The sequence below is a fragment of the Tautonia plasticadhaerens genome, from assembly GCF_007752535.1.
Taxonomy (GTDB): Bacteria; Planctomycetota; Planctomycetia; order Isosphaerales; family Isosphaeraceae; genus Tautonia; species Tautonia plasticadhaerens.
The window spans coordinates 1197775-1219062 of the sequence record NZ_CP036426.1 but is presented as its reverse complement, the minus strand read 5'-3'; the positions used below and the strand labels follow the sequence as shown (position 1 = coordinate 1219062).

Below are 21288 nucleotides of genomic sequence, written 5' to 3'. Positions count from 1 at the left end.
GGCCGGGAGAGGGGCTCCGCGATCGCTCCGCCTCGGGGCCGAACCCGACCGACCGACTGACCGATCGTCCCCGAGACCTCAGCCGAGAGCCCCGCATCGCGTCTCCGGCCCCCAGCGACACCCCCCACCTGATCACACCCCAATTGTCTCGGCCGACGGCCCCTCGCCGCCCGGCCGACCAAGTCCAGGAGATCGACCACATGGCCAACGACACACGTCGCCGGGAGCAAAGCACGTCCCCCTCCCCCCGCTCCCGCAAGTCGTCGCAGGCCGAGCCGGCCGCCCCCTCCCCGATCGACGCCGAGCCGCTCGGCCCCGAGGCCGCCGAGCCCAACGCCTCGTCGCCGGCCCCCGCCCGACGCGAGCCGGCCCGCGACCCGGTCCGCTATCGCGAGACCTACCGGGAGCGGGACCGCGACGGCAACTCGGCCCCCCCCCCGTCGCTCCGGGAGCGCCTCCGACGCGGCCAGGACGCCCGGGCCTCCGATCGCCCCCGCACCGAGGCCGAGGTCGACGGCGACGACGCCGGCCGGACCTTCGGCCAGGGGCTCGACGTGGAGGATTCGCACGACCTCGACGAGCTCGTCCCCCGCACCAACTCCCGGGACCGGGGACAGGACGGGGACGGGGCCCAGGACCAGGATGACGCCGACCTCGCCGCCTTCGCCCACGCCGGGGAACGGGACGACGCCGACGACGACTTCCCCGACGAGGAGCCCGACGCCTTCCCCGGCGACGTCGAAGTCAATGAGCGCTACGAGGACATCAAGCGCGGCGAGATCCACCTGACCGAGCTGCAGAAGATGACCATGCCGCAGCTCATCAGCACCGCCAAGCGCGAGGGCGTCGCCGAGTACACCGGCCTGAAGAAGCAGGACCTGATCTTCAAGATCCTCAAGGAGCGGGTCAAGCAGAACGGCCTGATGTACGGCGAGGGCACCCTGGAGGTCCTCCCCGACGGCTTCGGCTTCCTCCGGAGCCCCGACTACAACTACCTCCCCTGCCCCGACGACATCTACGTCAGCCCGAGCCAGATCCGCCGCTTCGGCCTGAAGACCGGCGCCATCGTCGCCGGCCAGATCCGGCCGCCGAAGGAGAACGAGCGCTACTTCGCCCTGCTCCGCGTCGAGGCGATCAACTACGAGGATCCCGACATCCTCTCCGAGAAGGTCTCCTTCGACGACCTGACCCCGCTGCACCCGCTCTCCCGGATCAAGCTGGAGACGACCGCCGACGAGGTGAACATGAGGGTGGTCGACCTCGTCAGCCCGATCGGCTTCGGCCAGCGAGGGCTGATCGTCGCCCCCCCCCGGACGGGCAAGACGATCCTGCTCCAGAAGGTCGCCAACAGCGTCCTGGTGAACCACCCCGAGGCCTACCTGATGGTCCTGCTCATCGACGAGCGGCCCGAGGAGGTCACGGAGATGGAGCGATCCGTCCACGGCGTGACGGCCGAGGTCATCAGCTCCACCTTCGACGAGCCGGCCTCCCGGCACATCCAGGTGGCCGAGATGGTCATCGAGAAGGCCAAGCGGATGGTCGAGTACGGCAAGGACGTGGTCATCCTGCTCGACTCGATCACCCGCCTGGCCCGGGCCTACAACACCGAGGCCCCGCACTCGGGCAAGATCCTCACCGGCGGCATCGACGCCGGGGCCCTCCAGAAGCCCAAGCGGTTCTTCGGCGCCGCCCGGAAGATCGAGGAGGGGGGCAGCCTGACGATCCTGGCCACCGCCCTGGTCGACACCGGCAGCCGGATGGACGAGGTGATCTTCGAGGAGTTCAAGGGCACCGGCAACATGGAGCTGCACCTCGACCGCCGCCTGGTCGACCGCCGCATCTGGCCGGCCATCGACGTGAACCGCTCCGGCACCCGACGCGAGGAGAACCTCATGCCGGGCGACGAGCTGCACCGCGTCTGGCTGCTCCGCCGGGTGCTCAACGACATGAACCCGGTCGAGGCCATGGAGCTGCTCGTCGGCCGCATGAAGAAGTCGAAGACCAACGTCGACTTCCTCAACACCATGAACCTCACCTGACCTGACCCGCCCTCCCCCCGACCGATGGCCGGGCGGGCCCCGCCCTGCCCGCCCGGCCTCCGGTCCTCAGCCCTCGGCCCACCCCGATGCCCACCCTCGAAGGCGACTTCTCCCCCCCGACCGGCCGCTTCGCGGTCGTCTGCTCCCGGTTCAATTCGATGGTCACCGAGGCGCTGCTCTCCGGCTGCCGGGACGCCTTCACGAGGCTCGGGGTGCCCGAGGACCGGGTCGACGTGGCCTGGGTGCCCGGCTCGTTCGAGGTCCCCGTCGTCGCCCGGGCGATGGCCGAGACCGGCCGGTATGCCTCCGTGATCACCCTCGGCTGCGTCATCCGGGGGGAGACGGGGCACTACGACCACGTCGCCGGGCAGGCCGCGAGCGGCGTCATGTCGGCGGGCCTGTCGACCGGGGTGCCGGTGATCTTCGGCATCCTGACGACCGACACCGTCGAGCAGGCCCTCAACCGGTCCGGCCTCAAGGCCGGAAACAAGGGGGCCGAGGCGGCGATGGCGGCGATCGAGATGGTCAACCTGCTGGCCCGGATCCGCCCCGGGCCCGTTGCCGGGGACGACCCGTCCCGCTAAGGTGCCAGGCCAGCATCGCGCCCCGGCCCCGATCCGATCGCCGATCCCGGGGAGCCGACAACGGAGGTCGAGCCCATGTCCTCGCCCGCCCCCTCGCCGCCGCTGATCCCGCCGAGCTTCTACTTCCGGCCCTCCATGCGATGCCCCCGGGTCGACGGGATCCCCCGGGGGGGCAAGGGCAGGCTGCTCGGGCTGCCCGAGTCCTGCGCCCTGCCCTGCTTCGGCCTGATCGACGGCCGGGCCCCCTGGGCCGAGGTCCGGGCCGCCTGGAACCCGGAGGGGCTGGCGGTGTCCGTCGAGGTGACGGGCAAGCCGGGCACGCTCCTGCACGCCCCCGACCGCCCCGAGGACTCCGACGGGGTCCAGCTCTGGGTCGACACCCGGGACACCCGGGACATCCACCGGGCCAGCCGGCACTGCCACCGGTTCATCGCCTCGGTCGTCCCGGGGAAGGGGAAGGCGCTCGACGCGGCCGTCCGCCAGGCGAAGATCGCCCGGGCCACCGCCGACGCACCGACCGCCGACCCGGGGCCGATCCGGTCGACGGCCGAGCGGACCCGGACCGGCTATCGGCTGGAGCTGTTCCTGCCGGCCTCGGTCCTGCACGGCTTCGACCCCGAGACCAACCGCCGGCTCGGATTCTGCTATCGGGTGACCGACCCCGACCGGGGCGACCAGCACCTTACCGTCGGCCGGGAGTTCCCCGTCGGCGAGGATCCCAGCCTCTGGGCGACCCTGGAGCTGTCGGACGACGGCTGAACGCCGACGGAGGGCCGATCCGGCCCCGGTCCCGCCCCCTTCGACTCCCCATCCACCATCCGTCCCCGAACATCCGCCCTCGATCCGCAGACCGACCCGGGGCGGATCCCGTAGAATCGACTCCCGTCGAGCTGAGCCGCACCGAGCTGAGCCGAGCTGATCCATCGCACCCGACCCGAGGACCCTCTCGCACGGGGTCAGGCCATGTCCGACGAAACCAGGAACCTGCACGAACCGCCCACCGGCTCTTCCCGCCCCCGACCGGGCCAGGGCCACTCTCCCGAGCCGGACCGCCACCCGCTCGACGAGGAGATCAACCGGGCCCTCGACTCGGCCACCGGCCGGGAGGTGTCGCCCGAGGTCGACCTCAAGCGACACTGGGACGACGAACTCGAGGCCGAGCTGGAGCAGGCCCTCGAGGGCTTCGACCCCGACTCCGTCCCCGGATCCTCCCAACGCCGGGGCCGCCCCGAGCAGGCCCCGGCCGGCGTCGGGGGCCCCGGGGCCCGGGGCGGGGGACCGCCCCAGAAGGGCACGAAGACCGGGACCGTCGTCCGGGTCCGGGAGAACGAGCTGATCGTCGACCTCGGCACCAAGAGCGAGGGCTTCCTCCCCATCTCCCAGTTCGGGGCCAAGTCGCCCATCCCCAACGTCGGCGACACCATCGAGGTGATGGTCGACCGCTACGACCCCACCGCCGGCCTCACCCGGCTGAACCTCAAGGGCTCCGCCGTCGAGGCCGACTGGGAGAGCGTCCAGCGCGGCATGGTCGTCGAGGCCCGGGTCACCAAGGCCATCAAGGGCGGCCTGGAGGTCGAGGTCGACGGCATGCGCGGCTTCCTGCCCGTCGGCCAGATCGAGCTGGGCTACGTCGCCGACCCCGAGGCCTACGTCAACCAGCGCTTCCAGGCCGTCGTCACCGAGGCCAACGCCCGGGAGAAGAACCTGGTGGTCTCCCGCAAGGCCCTGCTGGAGCAGCAGCGGGCCGAGCTGCGCGAGAAGACCTGGGCCGAGCTGGAGGAGGGCCAGATCCGCACCGGCACCGTCCGCTCGATCAAGGAGTTCGGCGCCTTCGTCGACCTCGGCGGCGTCGACGGCCTGGTCCACGTCTCGGACCTCGCCTGGAGCCGGGGCGTGAAGGTCGAGGACGTGGTCAAGGTCGGCGACGAGGTCGAGGTCAAGGTCCTCAAGCTCGAGCGCGAGAAGGACCGGGTCGGCCTGGGCCTGAAGCAGCTGGCGCCGAGCCCCTGGGACACCGTCGAACACCGCTACGGCCGGGGCCAGGTGATCAAGGGCAAGGTCGTCAAGCTGATGGAGTTCGGCGCCTTCGTCGAGGTCGAGCCCGGCGTCGAGGGCCTGATCCACATCTCCGAGCTGGGGGCCGGCCGGGTCCGTCGCGTCAAGGACGTCGTCCAGGAGGGCCAGGAGGTCGACGCCCGGATCCTCGACATCGACGCCGAGGCCAAGCGGATGAGCCTCTCCATCAAGCCCACCGCCAAGGACGAGCCGGTCGTCGCCGACGAAGACGAGCCCGAGGGGGACGAGCCGCCGAAGCCGAAGAAGGAACGCAAGGTCCCGCTCAAGGGGGGACTGGGGGACGGCGACGCCAAGCTCTTCGGCGGCTGAGGCATCCGATCTGCACACCCCTCGGGATCCCCAGGCCCGCCTCGGGCGTCGAGGCGGGCCGCTCGGGGGCCGCTCGGAAGGGGAGTCGCGTGTCCGGATCAACCTGGCCCCCCTGGGCCGACGTGGCGGTCTTCCTCGCGGCGGCGGCGGTGATCGCCCTGGCGGGCTCCCGGCTGGCGAGGCTGGGGGACCGGCTCGCCGACCGCACCGGCATCGGCGAGGCGATGGCGGGCACGCTGCTGCTCGGCATGTTCACCTCGCTGCCGGGCCTGGTCGCCTCGATCACCGCCGCGATCGACGGCCGGGCGGCCCTGGCCCTGAGCAACGCCGTCGGCGGGATCGCCGCGCAGACGGCCTTCCTCGCCGTCGCCGACGTCTTCCACCGCAAGGCGAACCTGGAGCACGCCGCCGCCTCGATCGCCAACGTCTTGCAGGTGATCGTCCTGCTGATGCTGCTGACCCTGGTGCTGATCGGCGTCGCGTCCCCCCCCGTCTCGGTCCTCCACGTCAGCCCGATCACCCCCGTGCTGCTGGCGGCGACGTTGCTCGGCTTCCGGCTCGCCTTCCGGGGCGGACGGGAGCCGATGTGGCGGCCCGAGCGCACCGAGGAGACGGTGGTCGACCTCCCCGAGCCGGGGGCCGGGGACGAGCCCCTGGGCCCGATGATCCTCGACTTCCTCGCCTGCGCGGCCGTCATCGGCCTCTGCGGCTTCGCGATCGCCAGGGCCGCCGGCCACTTCGGCGAGCGGGCGGGCATCCCGGAGGTCTTGATGGGGGGCCTCTTCACGGCCGTCGCCACCTCGATCCCGGAGCTGATCACCACCGTCTCGGCCGTCCGGATCGGCGCCCTGACGCTGGCGGTCGCGGACATCGTCGGCGGCAACGTCTTCGACGTCGTCTTCGTCGTCGCCGCCGACCTCGCCTTCCTCGGCGGCTCGATCTTCCACGCCCCGGGGATCGGCCGGCGCGAGGTCTTCCTGCTCGGGATCACGATCCTCCTGAACGTCATCCTCGTGCTCGGGCTGGTCTCCCGGGAGCGTCACGGGCCGGCGAACATCGGCTTCGAGAGCGTGCTGATGCTCCTGATCTACGTCGCCGGCCTCGCCACGCTCCCGTTCATCGCCGAGGGGCCGCTCGGGTCCTGATCCGGGGGCCCGGGGTCAGCGGATCAGGGCGTCCGGATCCACCAGGGTAACCCGCTCGTCCCGGACGAACGTGTGGCAGTTGACGCAGTTGATTGTCAGGTTCACGAAGTTCAGGGTCGCCCCGTCGATGTCCTGGGACTGGCCCTCGGCCTCCAGGGCGTCGGCCAGGCGGGCGAACTCCTCGGTGTACCGCACGTAATTGATGTTCGGATTCACGCGCCAGAGTTCGTCCTCGGTCAGCTCTCGGAGGGCCTGGGCCCCCCGGACGACCCGGGTGAAGTCCCCCGTGGTCAGCCCTTCGAGCACGTCCTTGGCGTGGTCGAGCTTGGCCTGCATGAACAGGCCGAGTGCCCGGTCGCCGGGGGGTTCGTCCTGGTGCCTCGCCTCCACGGCGTCCCCGCTCGACCCGATCCCGACGACGGCCAGGCAGCACGCCCCGAGCAGTCCGGCGCGGATTCGTGTCCACCTCATCGGTTGCGCCTCCCCCGGATCGACCATTCCCCGACCCCGAGGACATCCCGGCGCCGGGGAATGGTCCGCATCCCCAGCATATCAAGAACAACTTGGCGAGGTCGACCGCCGACCGCCGGCCTCGGCCGTCCCGAGGGATCAGAACAGCGCGGTCGTCTCCTCGTGGCCGGTCATCAGGTTGAAGTTCTGCACGGCCACCCCGGCGGCCCCCTTCAGCAGGTTGTCGAGGCAGGCGATGACGAGGATCCGGCCCCGGACGACCCGGACGGTCAGGTCGCAGAAGTTCGAGTAGGCCGAGTCCTTCGTGGAGGGGAGTCGGCCGACCACCCGGACGAAGGGACAGGCCTTGTAGAACTCCCGATACAGCTCCATCAGGTCGTGCTCGGTGACGGGGCCCTTCGGCTCGGCGTAGACGGTGGCCAGGATCCCCCGGTCCATCGGCACGAGATGCGGCGTGAAGATCACCTCGACCGGCGCCCCCCCTCCGGTCTCCCGGCCGACCTCGCCGAGCACCTGCTCGATCTCCGGGGTGTGCCGATGGCGTCCCACGCCGTAGGCGGAGAGGCTCTCGTTGCACTCCGGGTAGTGCGTCGTCAGCTTCGGCGACCGCCCCGCCCCCGAGACGCCGCTCTTGGCGTCGATGATGATCCCCGACCGCCCGATCAGGTCCCTCGACACCAGGGGGGCCAGGGCGAGGATCGAGGTCGAGGTGTAGCAGCCGGGGTTGGCGATCAGCCCCGACGGCGGGATCGCCTCGCGGAACAGCTCCGGCAGCCCGTAGACCGCCTCGTCGAGCCCGGAAGGGTCGGTGTGCGGGTGATCATACCAGTCGGCGTAGACCTTCGGGTCGCTCAGGCGGTAGTCGGCGCTCAGGTCGATCACCCGGACCCCCCGGGACCGCAGCTCCGGCGTCACCGCCATGCTCGCCCCGTGCGGCAGGGCGAGGAAGGCGACCCGGGCCGACTCGGCCACCAGGTCGGCGTCGAACGGCCGGCAGGCCAGGTCGATCCGGCCGGCCAGGGACGGGTGCATCGCGTCGAGCCTCGGCGCGTCGTCCTGCCGGGAGGTCGCCACCCGGATCCGGGCCCCCGGATGCCGCAGGAGGAGCTGGACCAGTTCCCGGGCCGTGTAGCCCGAGGCGCCTACGATCGCGACGTCGGTCATCGGAGAAGGTCCCTCGCGGGGGTTCGGCGGGAGGAGTCTGGATGGCGAATCGCGGATTCCACGGCCGGGGAAATCAGGCTCCGGAGTGATCCCGCTCTCGCGATTGAGATCCGCGGATCGCCCCGCCCCGGCCAGGTGGGCCCGGCACCCGGCATGTTTCAGGCCGGTGCTCCGGCCCGCGGCGACCGGCGGCCCCGACGGGCAGAGAGTGCGAGCCCCAGACCCCATGCTGACCAGGAGACCGCCGAGATGACCAGCCCCCATCGCTCGGCCCGGCCCTCGTAGTCGAGCCGGAGCGTCCGGCGTCCCGGCCCCTGCACTCGCACCCCCTGCCACCCCCCGAGGACCCGGTCGATCGCCATCGGGTTCGCGTCACCGGCCGGGTCGACCCACGAGGCATGCCACTCCGGGTAATCGAGCTGGGCCACGGCCACGGTCCCCGGGCCCTCGGCGTCCATGTCGAGTTCCAGGTGCTCGGGAGATCGGGAGCGGAGGACGAGCGGCCGGGCGTCGGCCAGCAAGTCGAGCAGCTCCCCCGGCTCGCCTCGGGACGCCCGGAGCCGCCCGGCGTCGGCGAGATCGGAGGGGAGGAACCAGGCCCTCGGGGTCGGTCCGGCGTCGAGGAGCAGGAAGCGCACGGCCCGGCCGGCCGGGAGCTTCGAGAATCGAGTCCCCAGCATCCACCCCGTCAGGGCCGGGTCGTCGACGACCTCCACCGACTCCAGCCTGCCGGTCTCGTCGAACCGATCCGCGAGGGCGTCGATCCCGCCCGGGACCATCCCGGGGCTGATCGGGCCGATCACCCGGCCCCGGGCCCCGAGCGCCCGCTGGGCGTCGAGCACCGTCCCCGCCTCGGGGGCGTCCCGGGGGAGAACCTGCGCGATCGCCGACAGGCCGGGCTGGACGGGGAGATCGAGCGTCCGGTAGCTCAGGACCGGCGAAACGCCGGCGACCATCGCCAGGTTCTGCATCGGGTCGATCGTCCGGGTCCCCACGGGCATCCTCGAGAGCGCCCCGAGCACGGCGCTCTGTTCGGCCAGGGGGCGGATCGGCGCCTCGTCGATCGGCCGGCGACGGGCCAGGAGGCCGAGGTCGACCACCGCCAGGGCGAGCAGCCCGGCCGAGAAGGCACCCCGGCGGCCCGACAGGAGGGCCAGGCCGACCGCCGCCAGCATCAGCCCGGCGGTCGTCGAGAGCTCGGCCCGGTAGATTCCCACCCGATCCCGGTCGAATCGCAGGGGGGTCGCCGAGGGCAAGGGGAGGCCGGCGTTCTCCTGGTCCGCGACCATGTGGAGGTCGTTGCGGGGACGCCTGGCCTCACCCAGCAGATCGACCACGGTGACCCCGTCGTCCCAGGGCCTGGCGTCGAGGGCGAGCTGATAGGCCGTGATTATCCCCGAATCGACGGGGCGATCGCCCGCCCGGATCGCCAGCTCGAAGAGCCCGAGCACCAGCCCGATCCAGGCCCCGGCCCCGAAGACGAACATCACCAAGCTGATCCCGGGGCGTCTCCAATCCCCCCTCCGGACCGCGTCGAAGCCGAGCCCGGCCAGGATCGAGAGCGCCAGCGTCGCCACGATCCCCCACCGCGCCGGCCCCCGGAAGAACGAGAAGCCCGGCCATCGGGAGTAGGCGACGAAGCCCGGCACGTACGGACCCAGGCCCAGCACCAGCCCCGCCGCCAGCACCACGACCAGCACCCGCACCGCCCCGGCCGACGGGCCAGGCCGGGCGATCGCCCCGAGGGCGAGGAACAGCGGCACGAGGCCGACGTAGACCAGGTTCTCCTCGGGGGAGGTGTGGAAGGGGTCCCAGGCGATCGGCCTCCAGAGGGGAGACCGATGGAAGAGTTCCGGAGCCACCAGGCTGACCAGGTGCAGCGGCGTGGAGGCGAAGCCGGAGAGGTACTCGTAATCGCGCTGGGTCTCGGCCAGGCGGGCGAGCTGGAAGGTCGGAACCACCTGGGCCGAGGCCAGCAGGAACGCCCCCGCCATCGGGAGGGCCACCAGGGCCGACCGCCTCATCGCGGCCCGACGCCCGCCCACCCCCGACAGCACCGAGCCCGCCGCCATCGCCAGCAGGCCGACCTGGGTGCAGAACGCCAGCTGGAAATGCCCCGGCAGGATCTGCACCGCCAGGACCGCGGACAGCAGCCAGGGGGCCTTCCTGCCGGACGATCCCGAGAGGATCGACCAGCCCAGGCCCCAGGCCCAGGGGGTCCAGCTCCCCACGGTGTAGGCCCACTGGTGCGGCAGGTGGATCAGGAAGAAGCCCGAGGCCCCCCAGGACACCCCGGAGAGCACCGCGCCGGCCTCCGACGCCCCGAACCTCCGGGCCGCCCATCGGGCCCCGAGGCCCCCCCAGAGGACGTGCAAGACCATGCTCGCCGTGTACGCGGCCTCCACTCCGAGGAGCCCGTAGAGCGTCGCGTGGGGAGGGTAGTAGACCCCCATCTGGCTCTCGGCCACGCCCGGGAAGCCGAACCCCCAGCGGTCGTTCCAGAGCGGCAGGCGTCCCTCGGCCAGCGCCTCGTCGAGCACCGCCATCAGCCCGATCTGGAACGAGGTCACGTCCCCCCCGACCGGCATCGCCCCGCCGACCCCGATCGGCCAGAGCCAGCCGACCAGCAGGACGCAGACCGCCGCAGCCCCCCCCGACCATGCCCACCGAGAGTCGCTCGACACGTCCAATCCCCCACCCTCCCCCGGCCCGACATCCCAGGCGGTAAACCTTACACGATCGGCCGGCCGCCCCGCACCGCGTGATCGGAACTTCCCACCCCTCCCGGAACGACAGCCGGGTCGGCACCGCGTCCGCTCGCCCGGCGGAATCGCCCTAGTCGCTGCGAACTGGGGAGTTGCGTCCCGCCGACGGGTTGAAACCTCGGCGTCGCGCGGGGATTCGGCACGGGGGCTGCATTTCCCCGGGTCGGGCAGGACGCCCTCGGTTGGAAACCGGCACGATCACCCCCGCACTCCCAGGGAAGGAGGCCGCCATGCTGGTCCTGAGCAGGAAATCGGGGCAGCGGCTCCAGATCGGCGACGACGTCCGGGTCACCATCATCCGGATCGACCGCAACACCGTCCGGGTCGGCATCGAGGCCCCCGACGGCCGGGCGATCCTCCGGGAGGAACTGCTGACGGACGTGGAGCGTGGCGCAGGGTGCTCGACCGTCTCGGCCCCGATCCTGCAACCGGCCTGATCGTGGGGCCGAGCCGGGTCGACCCGGGGTTCCCCGTCGAGCCGGTCCGCCTCCCGGGGTAGGATCGTCGCATCGGGCCGGGCGATCGACCCCGGCCCGCTCCCGATCGGGGCGACGGGACGATCGACCCCCGGGCGGGGCCCGAACCGCGATGATGTCTCCGATCCTCGCCTCGCTGGTCCTGTGGGCCGTTCCCCCCACGGGGCCTCCCCGGGAGGGCGACCCCGCCCCCTGGGAGAGGCACGCGATCGACGCCTCCTCCCGGGGCGCCGACGGCGTCCGCCTCGCCGACCTCGACGGCGACGGCCTCCCCGACCTCGCCACCGCTTGGGAGGAAGGGGGCGAGATCCGGGCCTGCTTCAACCCCGGCCCCGATCGCTCGAAGTCGCCCTGGCCCTCGGTGGCCGTCGGCCGGGTGCCGAGCCCCGAGGACGCCGTGATCGTCGACCTCGACGGCGACGACGCCCCCGACCTCGTCAGCTGCGCCGAGGGGGAGGCCCGGACCGTCTCCGTCCACTGGAACCCCGGCGGCGCGGGTCGCGTGCTCGACCCCGACGCCTGGGCCTCGGCGCCGATCCCGGCGACCGTCGGCCTCCAGATGTGGATGTGGTGCGCCCCGATGCAGGTCGACGGCCGGCACGGGGTCGACCTCGCGCTCGGCGGCAAGGGGGCCGGTGCCTCGATCGGCTGGCTCGAAGCCCCCGCCGACCCGAGGGACCTCGACGACTGGCGATGGCACCCGATCCGATCCGCCGGCTGGGTCATGTCGATCCTCCCGGTCGACCTCGACGAGGACGGCGACCTCGACCTCCTCTGCTCCGACCGCAAGGGCCCCCGTCGGGGCGTCTTTTGGCTGGAGCGGCGGGACGGGGACGCCGGGCCCTCGTGGGCCGAGCGGCCGGTCGGCGGGTCCGACGCCGAGGTGATGTTCCTCGACCTCGCCGACCTCGACGGCGACGGCACCGCCGAGATCCTCGTCGCCGCGCCCGACCGGGGCATCCTGATCTACCGTCGTTCCCCCGACGGCTGGGACGAGACGGTGCTCCCCCTCGGCCCCGAGGCCGGCACCGGGAAGTCCGTCGCCGCCGGGGACCTCGACGGCGACGGCCGGCCCGAGCTGGTCGTCTCCACCGAGGACGCCTCCGGCAAGCACGGAGTCTTCTCCCTGGCCCGGGCCGGGCCAGGTCCCGAGGCCCCCTGGTCGCTGCGCCCGATCAGCGGGACCCGGGAGGGGACGAAGTTCGACCTCGTCCGGCTGATCGACCTCGACGGCGACGGCGACCTCGACGCGCTGACCTGCGAGGAGCGCGACGACCTCGGAGTCGTCTGGTACGAGAACCCGGGCCGATGATCGATCGGCCGGGGGTACAGAATCGCCCGGGACGGGCGATAATGGGGAGACCTGGCGCGTCGCCCCCCCGACCGGGGCCGCGTCGCCGCCCACTCGCCCGACCCCCGAGGATCCACCCCCGATGTCCCAGGCCACGCCCCCGCCCGCCGACCCCGAGCACCTGGCCCGGCTCCGCACCGACCTCGTCGAGTCGGCCCGATTGCTCCGAGACGCCCACCACCTCGACCCCGAGGAGCGTGCCCGACTGGCCGAGCTGATCGACGAGCTCGGCCAGGCGCTCGACCCGGCCGCCCCCCCCGAGACGGCGGCCCACCTGGCGTCCAGCGCCTCGGCCCTGGCCCGGGCCCTGCACGAGCGTCGGGACGAGGGGCTGCTCTCCTCCACCCGGGCGAGGCTCGACGAGGCCGCCGCCCACGCCGAGGCCGAGGCCCCCTTCGCCACCCAGGTCGTCCGCCGGTTCCTCGACCTCCTCGCCCAGATCGGGATCTGATCGCCCCTCCGGGGGGCGGGTCGGTCTGGGGATCCGGAGGGCGGCGCGCCGGACTTCCCCGCTTCGGGCATGCATCCTCGTTCGAGCGTTCCCCTCCCGGCGCTCGCCCCGTCGGGGTCCGCTCCGTTAGACTGCACGACACCAGATCGAACCGAACCGCAACCACCGACCGCGTGAGGACCACCGGCGCATGGCGGCATCAGCCCAGCAGGCCAAGACGGTCGAGATCGGCGGCGTGACCCTGCACCTGAGCACCCCCGACTCGACCGAGCAGGGGTGGATCGGCCAGGACGAGATCCTCCGCCAGCTCTCGGCCTGCTGGCTGGTGGTCGACCCGAGGGACCTGCCCCTCGCCCCCCGCCTCGTCGGCCCGCCCGGGATCGGCAAGACCACCCTGGCCATGGCCGCGGCCCAGCTCCGCAAGCAGGCGCTCTACATCAACCAGTGCACGGCCGACACCCGCCCCGAGGATTTGCTCGTCACCCCGGTGCTCTCCGAGCAGGGGAAGATCGCCTACCACGCCTCTCCCCTGGTCACGGCGATGATCGTCGGCGGCGTCTGCGTGCTCGACGAGGGGAACCGGATGAACGAGAAGTCGTGGGCGAGCCTCGCCCCCCTGCTCGACCACCGTCGCTACGTCGAGTCCATCATCGCCGGGATCACCATCAAGGCGCACCCCGAATTCCGCTGCTGCGTCACCATGAACGAGGACGAGTCCACCTACGAGGTCCCCGACTACATCCTCAGCCGGCTCCAGCCCCAGCTCGCCCTCGGCTTCCCCGAGCGGGACGACGAGCTGGCCATCCTCAAGTACCACCTCCCCTTCGCCCCGTCGGAACTCCTGGAGCTGACCGTCGACTTCCTCCAGAAGGCCCACGAGCTGCGGCTCGACTTCTCCCCCCGCGACGGCATCAACATCCTCCGCTTCGCCATCAAGCGGATGGCCCAGGACCCCGACCACCCCCTCGGCCGGGACCGCGCCTGGGCCGAATCGATCCTCTGCGTCCTCGGCGAGGAGGCCGCCGACCTCGAATCGATGGCCCAGCGCCGCCGCCGGGCCCTCGGCGGCCAGCACACCCCCATGGGCCTCGGCGACCTCTTCTTCTCCCCCGACGACCCCCTCCACCCCGACGCCGACGAGCTCGACGACGACGAGGAGGACGACGACGATGCCTACTGAGGCCCGATCGCACTCGATCCGACACTATCATCCGCCTGATCCCGTCGATGCCCCCGACCCCCGAAGGTATCCGAGGCTCGACGGCGACCTGCCGCTGATGAATCCCTCTCCCCTGACGCTCTGCTTCGCCCCCGAGGTCGAGCTGACCGACGAGCTGTTCTGGAAGATCTGCGCCGCCAACCCGGAACTTCGGCTGGAGCGGACCGCCGAGGGAGACCTGGAGATCATGTACCCGGCCGGGAGCGATTCGGGCTACCGCAACGCCGAGCTGACGTATCAGCTCATCCACTGGTCCAAGACGATCGGCCGGGGGCTCGGCTTCGTCTTCGACTCCTCGGCCGGGTTCAAGCTCCCCAGCGGGGCGACGAAGGGCCCGGACGCATCCTGGATCGCCCGGGACCGCTGGCTCGCCCTGACGCCGGAACAGCGACAGCGGTTCGCGCCGATCTGCCCCGACTTCGTGGCCGAGCTGCGCTCGCCCTCGGACTCGAAGCGGAAGCTCCGCGAGAAGATGGCCGAGTACCTCGCCAATGGCGCCCGCCTCGGCTGGTTGATCGACCCGCTCGACGGCACCGTCGAGATCTACCGCCCCGGCCGGGAGCCGGAGACGCTGACGAAGCCCGAGCGAGTCGATGGCGGCGACGTGCTGCCGGGCTTCGTCCTCGAACCGAGAGGAATCCTGTCCGAGTGACCGCTTCGGATCGAGGTGACGCGATGACCCGGGACGCCCACGAGAAGTCGCCTGCTCCGCCCGAACCTCCGGCCCGACGAGGGCTCCGGCTGGTCGACCTGCTCATCCTGCTCGCCGCGTCCGCCTTTCCGATCCTGCTTGGGCTCACGAACGACTCGCGTGGTCTCATCGCGGATGCCTCCTACCTGCTGGAATGCGCCGGGGGGTTCGAGCCGACGTCGCGGCTCTGGTGGGTGGATCTTCGTCACCGCTCGTTTGGACCCGGGCGATTGATCGAGTCGATGGCAGCGGAGATGGCCCTGGTCCTCGGGACGATCCTGATCCCGTCAACCTTCGCGATGGTCCTCATCCGCTTGCGACCTCCCCGCCCGGATCGACGCGAGTTGCTCTGCCAGCCCGGATTCATCGCGACGGTCGCCGCAGGCCTCGGCATGCTCCTCATCCCGGCGGGTTGGGCCTACGCCGGGAGGTTCGCGCCGGCCTGGGTCGTCCCCGCGATGGTGACCCTCGCCTGGCTTGCCCTGGCGATCGGCCGGGGGTGGAGGCCGGAACGTTCCTGGGTCGATCGTACCGGGCGTGCCGTGGGCCTCGCCTGGCTGGCGATGGCCCCGTCGATCGTCTGGCCGTTCCGGGAGTAATCCCCGAGACCTCGACCCGCTCCCGAGACAAGGCATCCCGCACATGCCCCCCGAACCGTCGGATCGCACCGAAGTCCTCGCCATCGGCCCGAAGATCCGGGCCCTGCCGATCATCCACGGCTCGGGCGACTGCGCCATCCGGGCCCGGGAGGAGTTGCTGGCCCACCCCTACGACTGCCTGGCCGTGCCGCTGCCCCCCTCGTTCCGGGGGGACGTCGAGGAGGCCGTCGACGCCCTGCCGTCGATCTCGGTCGTCCTCCAGCGCGACGCCGAGGGCGAGACCGACGGCTTCACCTACGTCCCCGTCGACCCCTGCCAGCCGGTCGTCGCCGCCATCCGGACCGCGATGGGGGAGCGCATCGCCCGGGCCTTCGTCGACCTCGAATCCCCCCGCTTCGAGGGCCGCACGGGGTATTACCCCGATCCCTACGCGTTGAAGCGCGTGCGGGTCGAGGGCTTCGCCTCCGCCATCCTCCCGGGGCTCCCACCGCCCGACCCGGAGGGCTCCCAGGCCCGTCGGCACGCCTGGATGGCGAACCGGCTGCGGGAACTCGAAGATCGGCATGAGTCGATCCTGTTCGTCTGCTCGATCACGGATTGGCCCTGGGTCCGGGACGCCTACCAACGCCGGGCCGAGGCGCCCGAGCCGGAATGGTTCCTCCCCCAGATGCGGACCTGCCGTGTCGACCCGAAGACCCTGATCTTCCTGCTCGGCGAGCTGCCCTACATCACCGGCCTCTACGAGCGAGGCCGACGCGAGCTGACCCCGGACGACAACCTCTCCGTCGACGGCGTCAAGGAGATGCTCCTCGCCTCCCGGGAGCGCCTCCGCAAGGACCGGCCCAAGGTCGCCAGGCGGATCACGCCGCAACTGCTCTCGGTCTACTTCCGGTACGTCCGCAACCTGTCGCTCGTCGAGCGGAGGCTGACGCCCGACCTCTACTCGCTCGTCATGGCCGCCAAGCAGACGGCCGGGGACGACCTCGCGCTGGCACTCGGCGAGACGGCCCGCGAGTACCCCTACCACGAGGCCTTCGACCGCGGCGAACGGCCCTGGTGGTGGGACGAGCCCCCGCTCCGCATGGGGGACGGCCGCGCCGAGGTCCCCTCCTGGGGCACCGCTGCCATGACCAGCCGGCTGCCCGGCCAGGCGATCGCCTGGCGGTCCTGCGAGCTGCGCCCCCGCCCCCCCGAGCCTGACCAGAAGAAGTGGAAGCAGCGCTGGGACCCCTACGGGATGTGCTCCTATCCCCCCGAGGACCAGCGGATCGAGAGCTTCCAGCGCCACGTCGCCGACCAGGCCCGGGCCATCCTCGGGGCCGACCTCGCCCGGTCCGAGAAGTTCACCACCAGCGTCCGGGACGGCATCGACATCCGGGAGACCCTCCGGAACTGGCACAAGGGGGACCTCTACGTCAAGGTCATCCCCCCCAGCCGGGGCTCGATCGACGCCGTCGTCTTCCTCTTCGACGTGCCGGCCGACCCGAAGGTGTATGTCCATCGCGCGACGTGGTTCGCCGAGCATGCGGAAGAGTCCACCCTCGCCTTCTTCGCCACCGACCCGATGCAGAACCTCGTCGGCCCCGGCATCGCCCAGGCCGAGTACGGCGGCGCCCTGTTCCTCTACCCGCCCCGGCTCATCCCCGACATCTGGGAGGACCCCCGGCTCCGGAGGCTCGACACGTTGGAGGAACGACTGATCGGCGGCGCCCTGCTGCACTCGAAGGAGCGGCACGTCGCCCTGGTCTGCCCCAAGCCGCCGCCCGCCTCGTGGCGACGCCTGGCCCGCCGTCACGGCCGGAAGCTCGTCCACCTGCCGCTGAGGAAGTTCAGCGGCCAACTGCTCGAACGACTCCGGACGTTCCACGTCCTCAACGGCAAGCACGTGCGCTCGTATGCGGCCGATTTCATCAGGGAGATGTGAGGGCGAGGGGAATCCCTCACGCAGGCCCTCGGACGCCCGGAGGGGGGGGACGAGATGGGGAGACGGGACGCGATCCTGGCGACCGCACTGGCATTGGCCTGGTCGGCGACGGCGCAGGAGGCCGAGCCGCCGGCCGGGGCCTCCTTCGCGTCGGAGAAGTACGGGCTGTCCTGCCCGATCTCGGGACGATGGGAGGTCGTCCTCTCCGAGCGAGACGACCTGATCTTCGTCGCCAGGGTCCCCCAGCAGGACCCCGGGCGCCCCGCCGCCGTCGGTTGCGAGCTAGGCCTGGCCCCGGAGTCGCTCGACGAGTACCGCACCCGGATCGACGGCAACGCCGAGCGCGGCCGGATCCCCGGCGAACTGGTCCGCAACGAGCTCGTCGAGCGGGAGGACGGCGAGCCGAGGCTGGTCACCGTCACCGAGTTCCGCCCCCCCTTCGGCGGCACCTGGCGGGAGACGACGATCCGGCGGCTCTCCCATCGGCAGATGTACGTCTTCAAGGTCAATGCCGACGCCGAGGACCCCGGCTACGACGCCCTGATGGACGCCTTCGACGCCATGGTCGACGGCGCCGACTTCTCCGGGCCCGACACCGGGGCCACCCCGGTCGAGGACCCCGAGGCCAACCGCTGGGTCCAGGACGAGTTCAAGTTCGCCGTCGACCTGCCCGAGGGCTGGGCCCCCGCCCTGGCGCCGAGCCAGCTTGCCCTGCTCTTCGCCAACGGCCCGGCGCATGGCATCTGGTCTGACAACTTCCTCGTCATCGCCCGGCCCTCCGGCCGGTTCGACCCCGACCGCCTCGCCGAGGACCTGCCCGACCTGCTCAGACAGGAGGAGCCGGGCTGCGAGGTCCTCTCCTGCGAGGTGATCGACCAGCCCGGCGCCGGCCGGGCGGTCGAGACGGTCGCCCGCACCGATCGGGGGCCGTTCTCGATGACCGTGCTCGAACGCCGGTTCAAGGGGGACCGTTTCGAGTATGAGGTGAAGTTCACCCTCGAAACCGAGCGGTTCGAGGCCCTCGCCCCCGAACTCCGCCGCTGCCTCGACCGCTTCGCCGAGGTCCCCGGCGAAATCCCAGCCGCCCGACCTGGCATCGCCGGCTGACCCCGATCGAACCGAGGGAACTGATGTCGACGCCATCCCGACTCCTGTCGCTCGTCCTCGCCGGCCCGCTCGCGCTCGCCATCCCCGCCCAGGCCCGGGCGGGCGAGTTCCGGGCCGGGGCCGCCGCCGTCGACGTCTCCCCGCCCGACCTCCCGGCCGTCGTCAACGGCGGCTTCCTCCGTCGGGACGCGGACTCGGTCCTCGACCCGCTGTTCGCCCGCGCGTTCGTGCTCGACGACGGCCAGACGCGCCTCGCCCTCTGCGTCGTCGACACCTGCATGATGCCCCGGGACCTGATCGACCGGGCCAAGCAGCTCGCCTCGGGCCGGGCCGGCATCCCCACCGACCGGATGCTCGTCTCGGCGACGCACACCCACTCGGCCCCCGCGGCGATGGGATGCCTCGGCTGCCCGGTCGACCCGGGTTACGCCGAGTCCCTCCCCGACAAGATCGCCTCGGCGATCGTCGCCGCCGCCGGTCGCCTCGAACCGGCCGAGGTCGGCTGGACGGTGGTCGACGACCCCGATCACACCCATTGCCGGCGCTGGATCTATCGATCCGACCGGATGCTCACCGACCCCTTCGGCGGCCGGACCGTCCGGGCCAACATGCACCCCGGCCACGAGAACCCCGACGCCATCGCCCCCTCCGGCCCGGCCGACACCGGGCTGTCGGTCATCGCCCTGCGGTCGATCGACGGCCGCCCCCTCGGCGTGCTCGCCAACTACTCGATGCACTACTACGGCACCGACGCCGTCTCGGCCGACTACTTCGGCCGCTTCTCCCGGGCCCTGGCCGACCGCATCGGCGGGGGAGAGGACGTGGTCGTCTCCATGTCCCAGGGGACGAGCGGCGATCTCATGTGGATGGACTACGGCGCCCCGGCCCCCGACCGGGACGTCGACTCGTACGCCGAGGCCGTCGCCCGGGTCGCCTCCGAGGCCTTCGAGTCGATCGAGTACCGAGACGATCCCTCCCTCGCGATGGCCGAGGCCAGGCTTATACTAGGCCGGCGCTTGCCCGACGATCGTCGCCGGGAGTGGGCCCGAGCGACCCGGGACCGGATCGAAGGGGAGGCTCCCCGGTCGATCCCCGAGGTCTACGCGCTGGAGCAATTCCACCTGCTCGACGCCCCCGAGCGCGAGCTGATCCTCCAGGCCGTCCGGATCGGCGACCTCGGCATCACGGCCATGCCGAACGAGGTCTACGGCCTCACCGGCCTGAAGCTCAAGGCGAGCAGTCCCCTGCCGACGACGGTCAACTTCGAGCTGGCCAACGGCGCCGAGGGGTACATCCCGCCCCCCGAGCAGCACGCCCTGGGGGGCTACACCACCTGGCCCGCCCGGACGGCGGGGCTGGAGGTGCAGGCCGAGCCGAGGATCGTCGAGGCGGTGCTCGGCCTCCTGGAACAGGTCTCGGGCAAGCCCCGGAGGCCGATCCGGCCCCAATCCGGCAGCTTCGCCGAGGCGGTGGTCGCGACCCGGCCCCGGACTCATTTCCGCCTCGACGAGATGCAGGGGGGAGAGGCTGCCGACCTCCTCGGCGGCCCCCCCGCCCGTTATGAGCCGGGGATCGCCCTGGCCCTGCCGGGGCCCGAGGGCCCCGCCTTCTCCGGCGACGGCGACGGCCCCAACCGGGCAATCCACTGCGCCGGGGGTCGGCTGGTCGCCGGCCCGATCGGGCCTGGCGACTCGTACAGCGTCGCGTTCGGGTTCTGGAACGGACTGCCGCACGACGCCCGGGCCGTGACCGGCTACCTCGCCTCGGTCGGGCCCGAGGGGGATCCCGAAGCCCTCGGAGACCACCTCGGCATCGGCGGCACCCACCCCGACGTCCCGCCGGGTCGACTCTTCGTCTTCAACGGGGACGAGGCGGGAGCGATCCGGGCCGGCCGCACCGAGTTGCCGGTCAGGCGATGGTGCCACGTCGTCCTGGTCCGCGAAGGGACCCGGGTCCTCGTCTACCTGGACGGGGAGACGGAGCCGGAAATCGACGCCGAGCTCCCCGTGACCCGGCCGCCCGTGGGCAACTCGCTCAACTTCGGCGGGCGGACCGACGGGTTCGCCGGGCTGGAAGGGAAGCTCGACGAGGTGGTCGTGTATGATCGGGCGATCTCCCCCGAGGAGGTCGCCGCCCTCGCCCGGGCCTCCCGAGGGCCCTGGCCGCTCGACGACGCCGGGGAATGATCCGGAGGGGCGGGGCGCCGTCGCCCGCCCTCGAACCCGACCGAACGACCCGCAGGGACCACCCGCCCATGGGGCAGCATCCCAACCCTCTGACCGTCCGCAAGGCCGACCACCCGATCGAGCCCCTGTTCCTGAAGCGCTGGTCCCCCCGCGCGATGAGCGGCGAGCCGGTCACCGACGCCGAGCTGATGCGCCTCTTCGAGGCCGCCCGATGGGCCCCCTCCACCCGGAACGAGCAGGAGTGGCGGTTCCTCTTCGCCCGCAACGGCTCGGAACACTGGCCGACCTTCTTCGGCCTGCTCGCCGCCGGCAACCAGTCCTGGTGCGAACGGGCCGCCGTGCTCGTGGTCGTGCTGGCGCACACGTCCTTCTCGAACACGGGGGCCCCGAACCCGGTCCACCTCTACGACGCCGGGGCCGCCTGGCAGAACCTGGCGCTGCAGGGGGCCTCGATGGGCCTGGTCGTGCACGGCATGGCCGGCTTCGACTTCCAGGAGGCGAGGACGGCGTTGCGCGTCCCCGACGAGTTCGCCGTGGCCGCCATGTTCGCCCTCGGGCGCCCCGGCGACCCCGATTCCCTCGCCCCCGACCTCCGAGACCGGGAGGTCCCCTCCGGCCGTCGGCCCGCCACTCAGAGCATCTGCGAAGGGCCCTTCGCCTTCTGACCCCGGGTCGAACCGCCGGTCGAAGGCCGGGGGCCCCGGGGCGGGGTCCGGGGCCGGGCACCCGCC

The 21288-nt window shown here is 72.1% G+C and carries 18 protein-coding genes; 15 read left to right on the top strand and 3 right to left on the bottom strand.

Going from position 1 to position 21288, the window contains the following annotated elements:
- Positions 1 to 554: 554 nt before the first annotated feature.
- The 5 genes from rho (at position 555) to ElP_RS04595 (ending at position 6153) form a co-directional block, all read left to right on the top strand.
- A complete protein-coding gene (gene rho / locus ElP_RS04615) occupies positions 555 to 2039 on the top strand; it encodes a transcription termination factor Rho (protein ID WP_390836053.1) in 1485 nt (494 codons plus the stop codon).
- Between the two features lie 86 nt (positions 2040 to 2125).
- Positions 2126 to 2623 (top strand): 6,7-dimethyl-8-ribityllumazine synthase, encoded by a 498-nt coding sequence (gene ribH, locus ElP_RS04610; protein ID WP_145267513.1) that lies wholly within the window; start codon positions 2126 to 2128, stop codon positions 2621 to 2623.
- 75 nt (positions 2624 to 2698) lie between these two features.
- Positions 2699 to 3382: a DOMON domain-containing protein gene (locus ElP_RS04605; protein WP_145267512.1), complete on the top strand. Its 684-nt coding sequence runs from the start codon at positions 2699 to 2701 to the stop codon at positions 3380 to 3382.
- Between the two features lie 204 nt (positions 3383 to 3586).
- Entirely contained in the window at positions 3587 to 5008 is a 1422-nt protein-coding gene (locus tag ElP_RS04600) for a 30S ribosomal protein S1 (RefSeq protein WP_145267511.1), read from the top strand.
- An 89-nt stretch (positions 5009 to 5097) separates the two neighbouring features.
- The gene (locus ElP_RS04595) at positions 5098 to 6153 is read left to right on the top strand and encodes a sodium:calcium antiporter (protein ID WP_145267510.1); all 1056 of its coding nucleotides are present in this window, start codon (positions 5098 to 5100) and stop codon (positions 6151 to 6153) included.
- A 15-nt stretch (positions 6154 to 6168) separates the two neighbouring features.
- On the opposite strand, the gene ElP_RS04590 is transcribed toward ElP_RS04595, so the two are convergent.
- The 3 genes from ElP_RS04590 to ElP_RS04580 form a co-directional block, all read right to left on the bottom strand.
- Positions 6169 to 6624, bottom strand: a complete 456-nt coding sequence (locus ElP_RS04590) for a hypothetical protein (protein ID WP_145267509.1) — start codon at positions 6622 to 6624, stop codon at positions 6169 to 6171.
- Positions 6625 to 6762: 138 nt separating this feature from the next.
- Positions 6763 to 7788 carry an N-acetyl-gamma-glutamyl-phosphate reductase gene (gene argC, locus ElP_RS04585; RefSeq protein ID WP_145267508.1) on the bottom strand — a complete coding sequence of 342 codons (1026 nt, stop codon included), beginning with the start codon at positions 7786 to 7788 and terminating at the stop codon, positions 6763 to 6765.
- 158 nt (positions 7789 to 7946) lie between these two features.
- Positions 7947 to 10472 carry a hypothetical protein gene (locus ElP_RS04580; protein ID WP_145267507.1) on the bottom strand — a complete coding sequence of 842 codons (2526 nt, stop codon included), beginning with the start codon at positions 10470 to 10472 and terminating at the stop codon, positions 7947 to 7949.
- A gap of 311 nt (positions 10473 to 10783) precedes the next feature.
- On the opposite strand from ElP_RS04580, the gene ElP_RS04575 reads away from it, so the two are divergent.
- From ElP_RS04575 to ElP_RS04530, 10 genes are all read left to right on the top strand, one after another.
- On the top strand, positions 10784 to 10990 hold the full coding sequence (locus ElP_RS04575) for a carbon storage regulator (protein WP_145267506.1): 207 nt from the start codon (positions 10784 to 10786) through the stop codon (positions 10988 to 10990).
- Positions 10991 to 11141: 151 nt separating this feature from the next.
- Positions 11142 to 12341, top strand: coding sequence for an FG-GAP repeat domain-containing protein (locus ElP_RS04570; protein WP_145267505.1), 1200 nt, complete (start codon positions 11142 to 11144; stop codon positions 12339 to 12341).
- A gap of 121 nt (positions 12342 to 12462) precedes the next feature.
- Positions 12463 to 12831, top strand: coding sequence for a DUF4404 family protein (locus ElP_RS04565; protein WP_145267504.1), 369 nt, complete (start codon positions 12463 to 12465; stop codon positions 12829 to 12831).
- 190 nt (positions 12832 to 13021) lie between these two features.
- The gene (locus tag ElP_RS04560; RefSeq protein ID WP_145267503.1) at positions 13022 to 14011 is read left to right on the top strand and encodes an AAA family ATPase; all 990 of its coding nucleotides are present in this window, start codon (positions 13022 to 13024) and stop codon (positions 14009 to 14011) included.
- Between the two features lie 97 nt (positions 14012 to 14108).
- The gene (locus ElP_RS04555; protein WP_145278222.1) at positions 14109 to 14702 is read left to right on the top strand and encodes a Uma2 family endonuclease; all 594 of its coding nucleotides are present in this window, start codon (positions 14109 to 14111) and stop codon (positions 14700 to 14702) included.
- A gap of 23 nt (positions 14703 to 14725) precedes the next feature.
- Positions 14726 to 15340 carry a hypothetical protein gene (locus ElP_RS04550; protein ID WP_145267502.1) on the top strand — a complete coding sequence of 205 codons (615 nt, stop codon included), beginning with the start codon at positions 14726 to 14728 and terminating at the stop codon, positions 15338 to 15340.
- A gap of 43 nt (positions 15341 to 15383) precedes the next feature.
- Positions 15384 to 17264 (top strand): hypothetical protein, encoded by a 1881-nt coding sequence (locus ElP_RS04545; RefSeq protein WP_145267501.1) that lies wholly within the window; start codon positions 15384 to 15386, stop codon positions 17262 to 17264.
- 54 nt (positions 17265 to 17318) lie between these two features.
- Complete coding sequence (locus ElP_RS04540) at positions 17319 to 18371, top strand: hypothetical protein (RefSeq protein WP_145267500.1); 1053 nt, start codon at positions 17319 to 17321, stop codon at positions 18369 to 18371.
- 23 nt (positions 18372 to 18394) lie between these two features.
- Positions 18395 to 20557 (top strand): LamG-like jellyroll fold domain-containing protein, encoded by a 2163-nt coding sequence (locus ElP_RS04535; protein WP_145267499.1) that lies wholly within the window; start codon positions 18395 to 18397, stop codon positions 20555 to 20557.
- Between the two features lie 68 nt (positions 20558 to 20625).
- Positions 20626 to 21222 carry a nitroreductase family protein gene (locus tag ElP_RS04530; RefSeq protein WP_145267498.1) on the top strand — a complete coding sequence of 199 codons (597 nt, stop codon included), beginning with the start codon at positions 20626 to 20628 and terminating at the stop codon, positions 21220 to 21222.
- Positions 21223 to 21288: the final 66 nt, after the last annotated feature.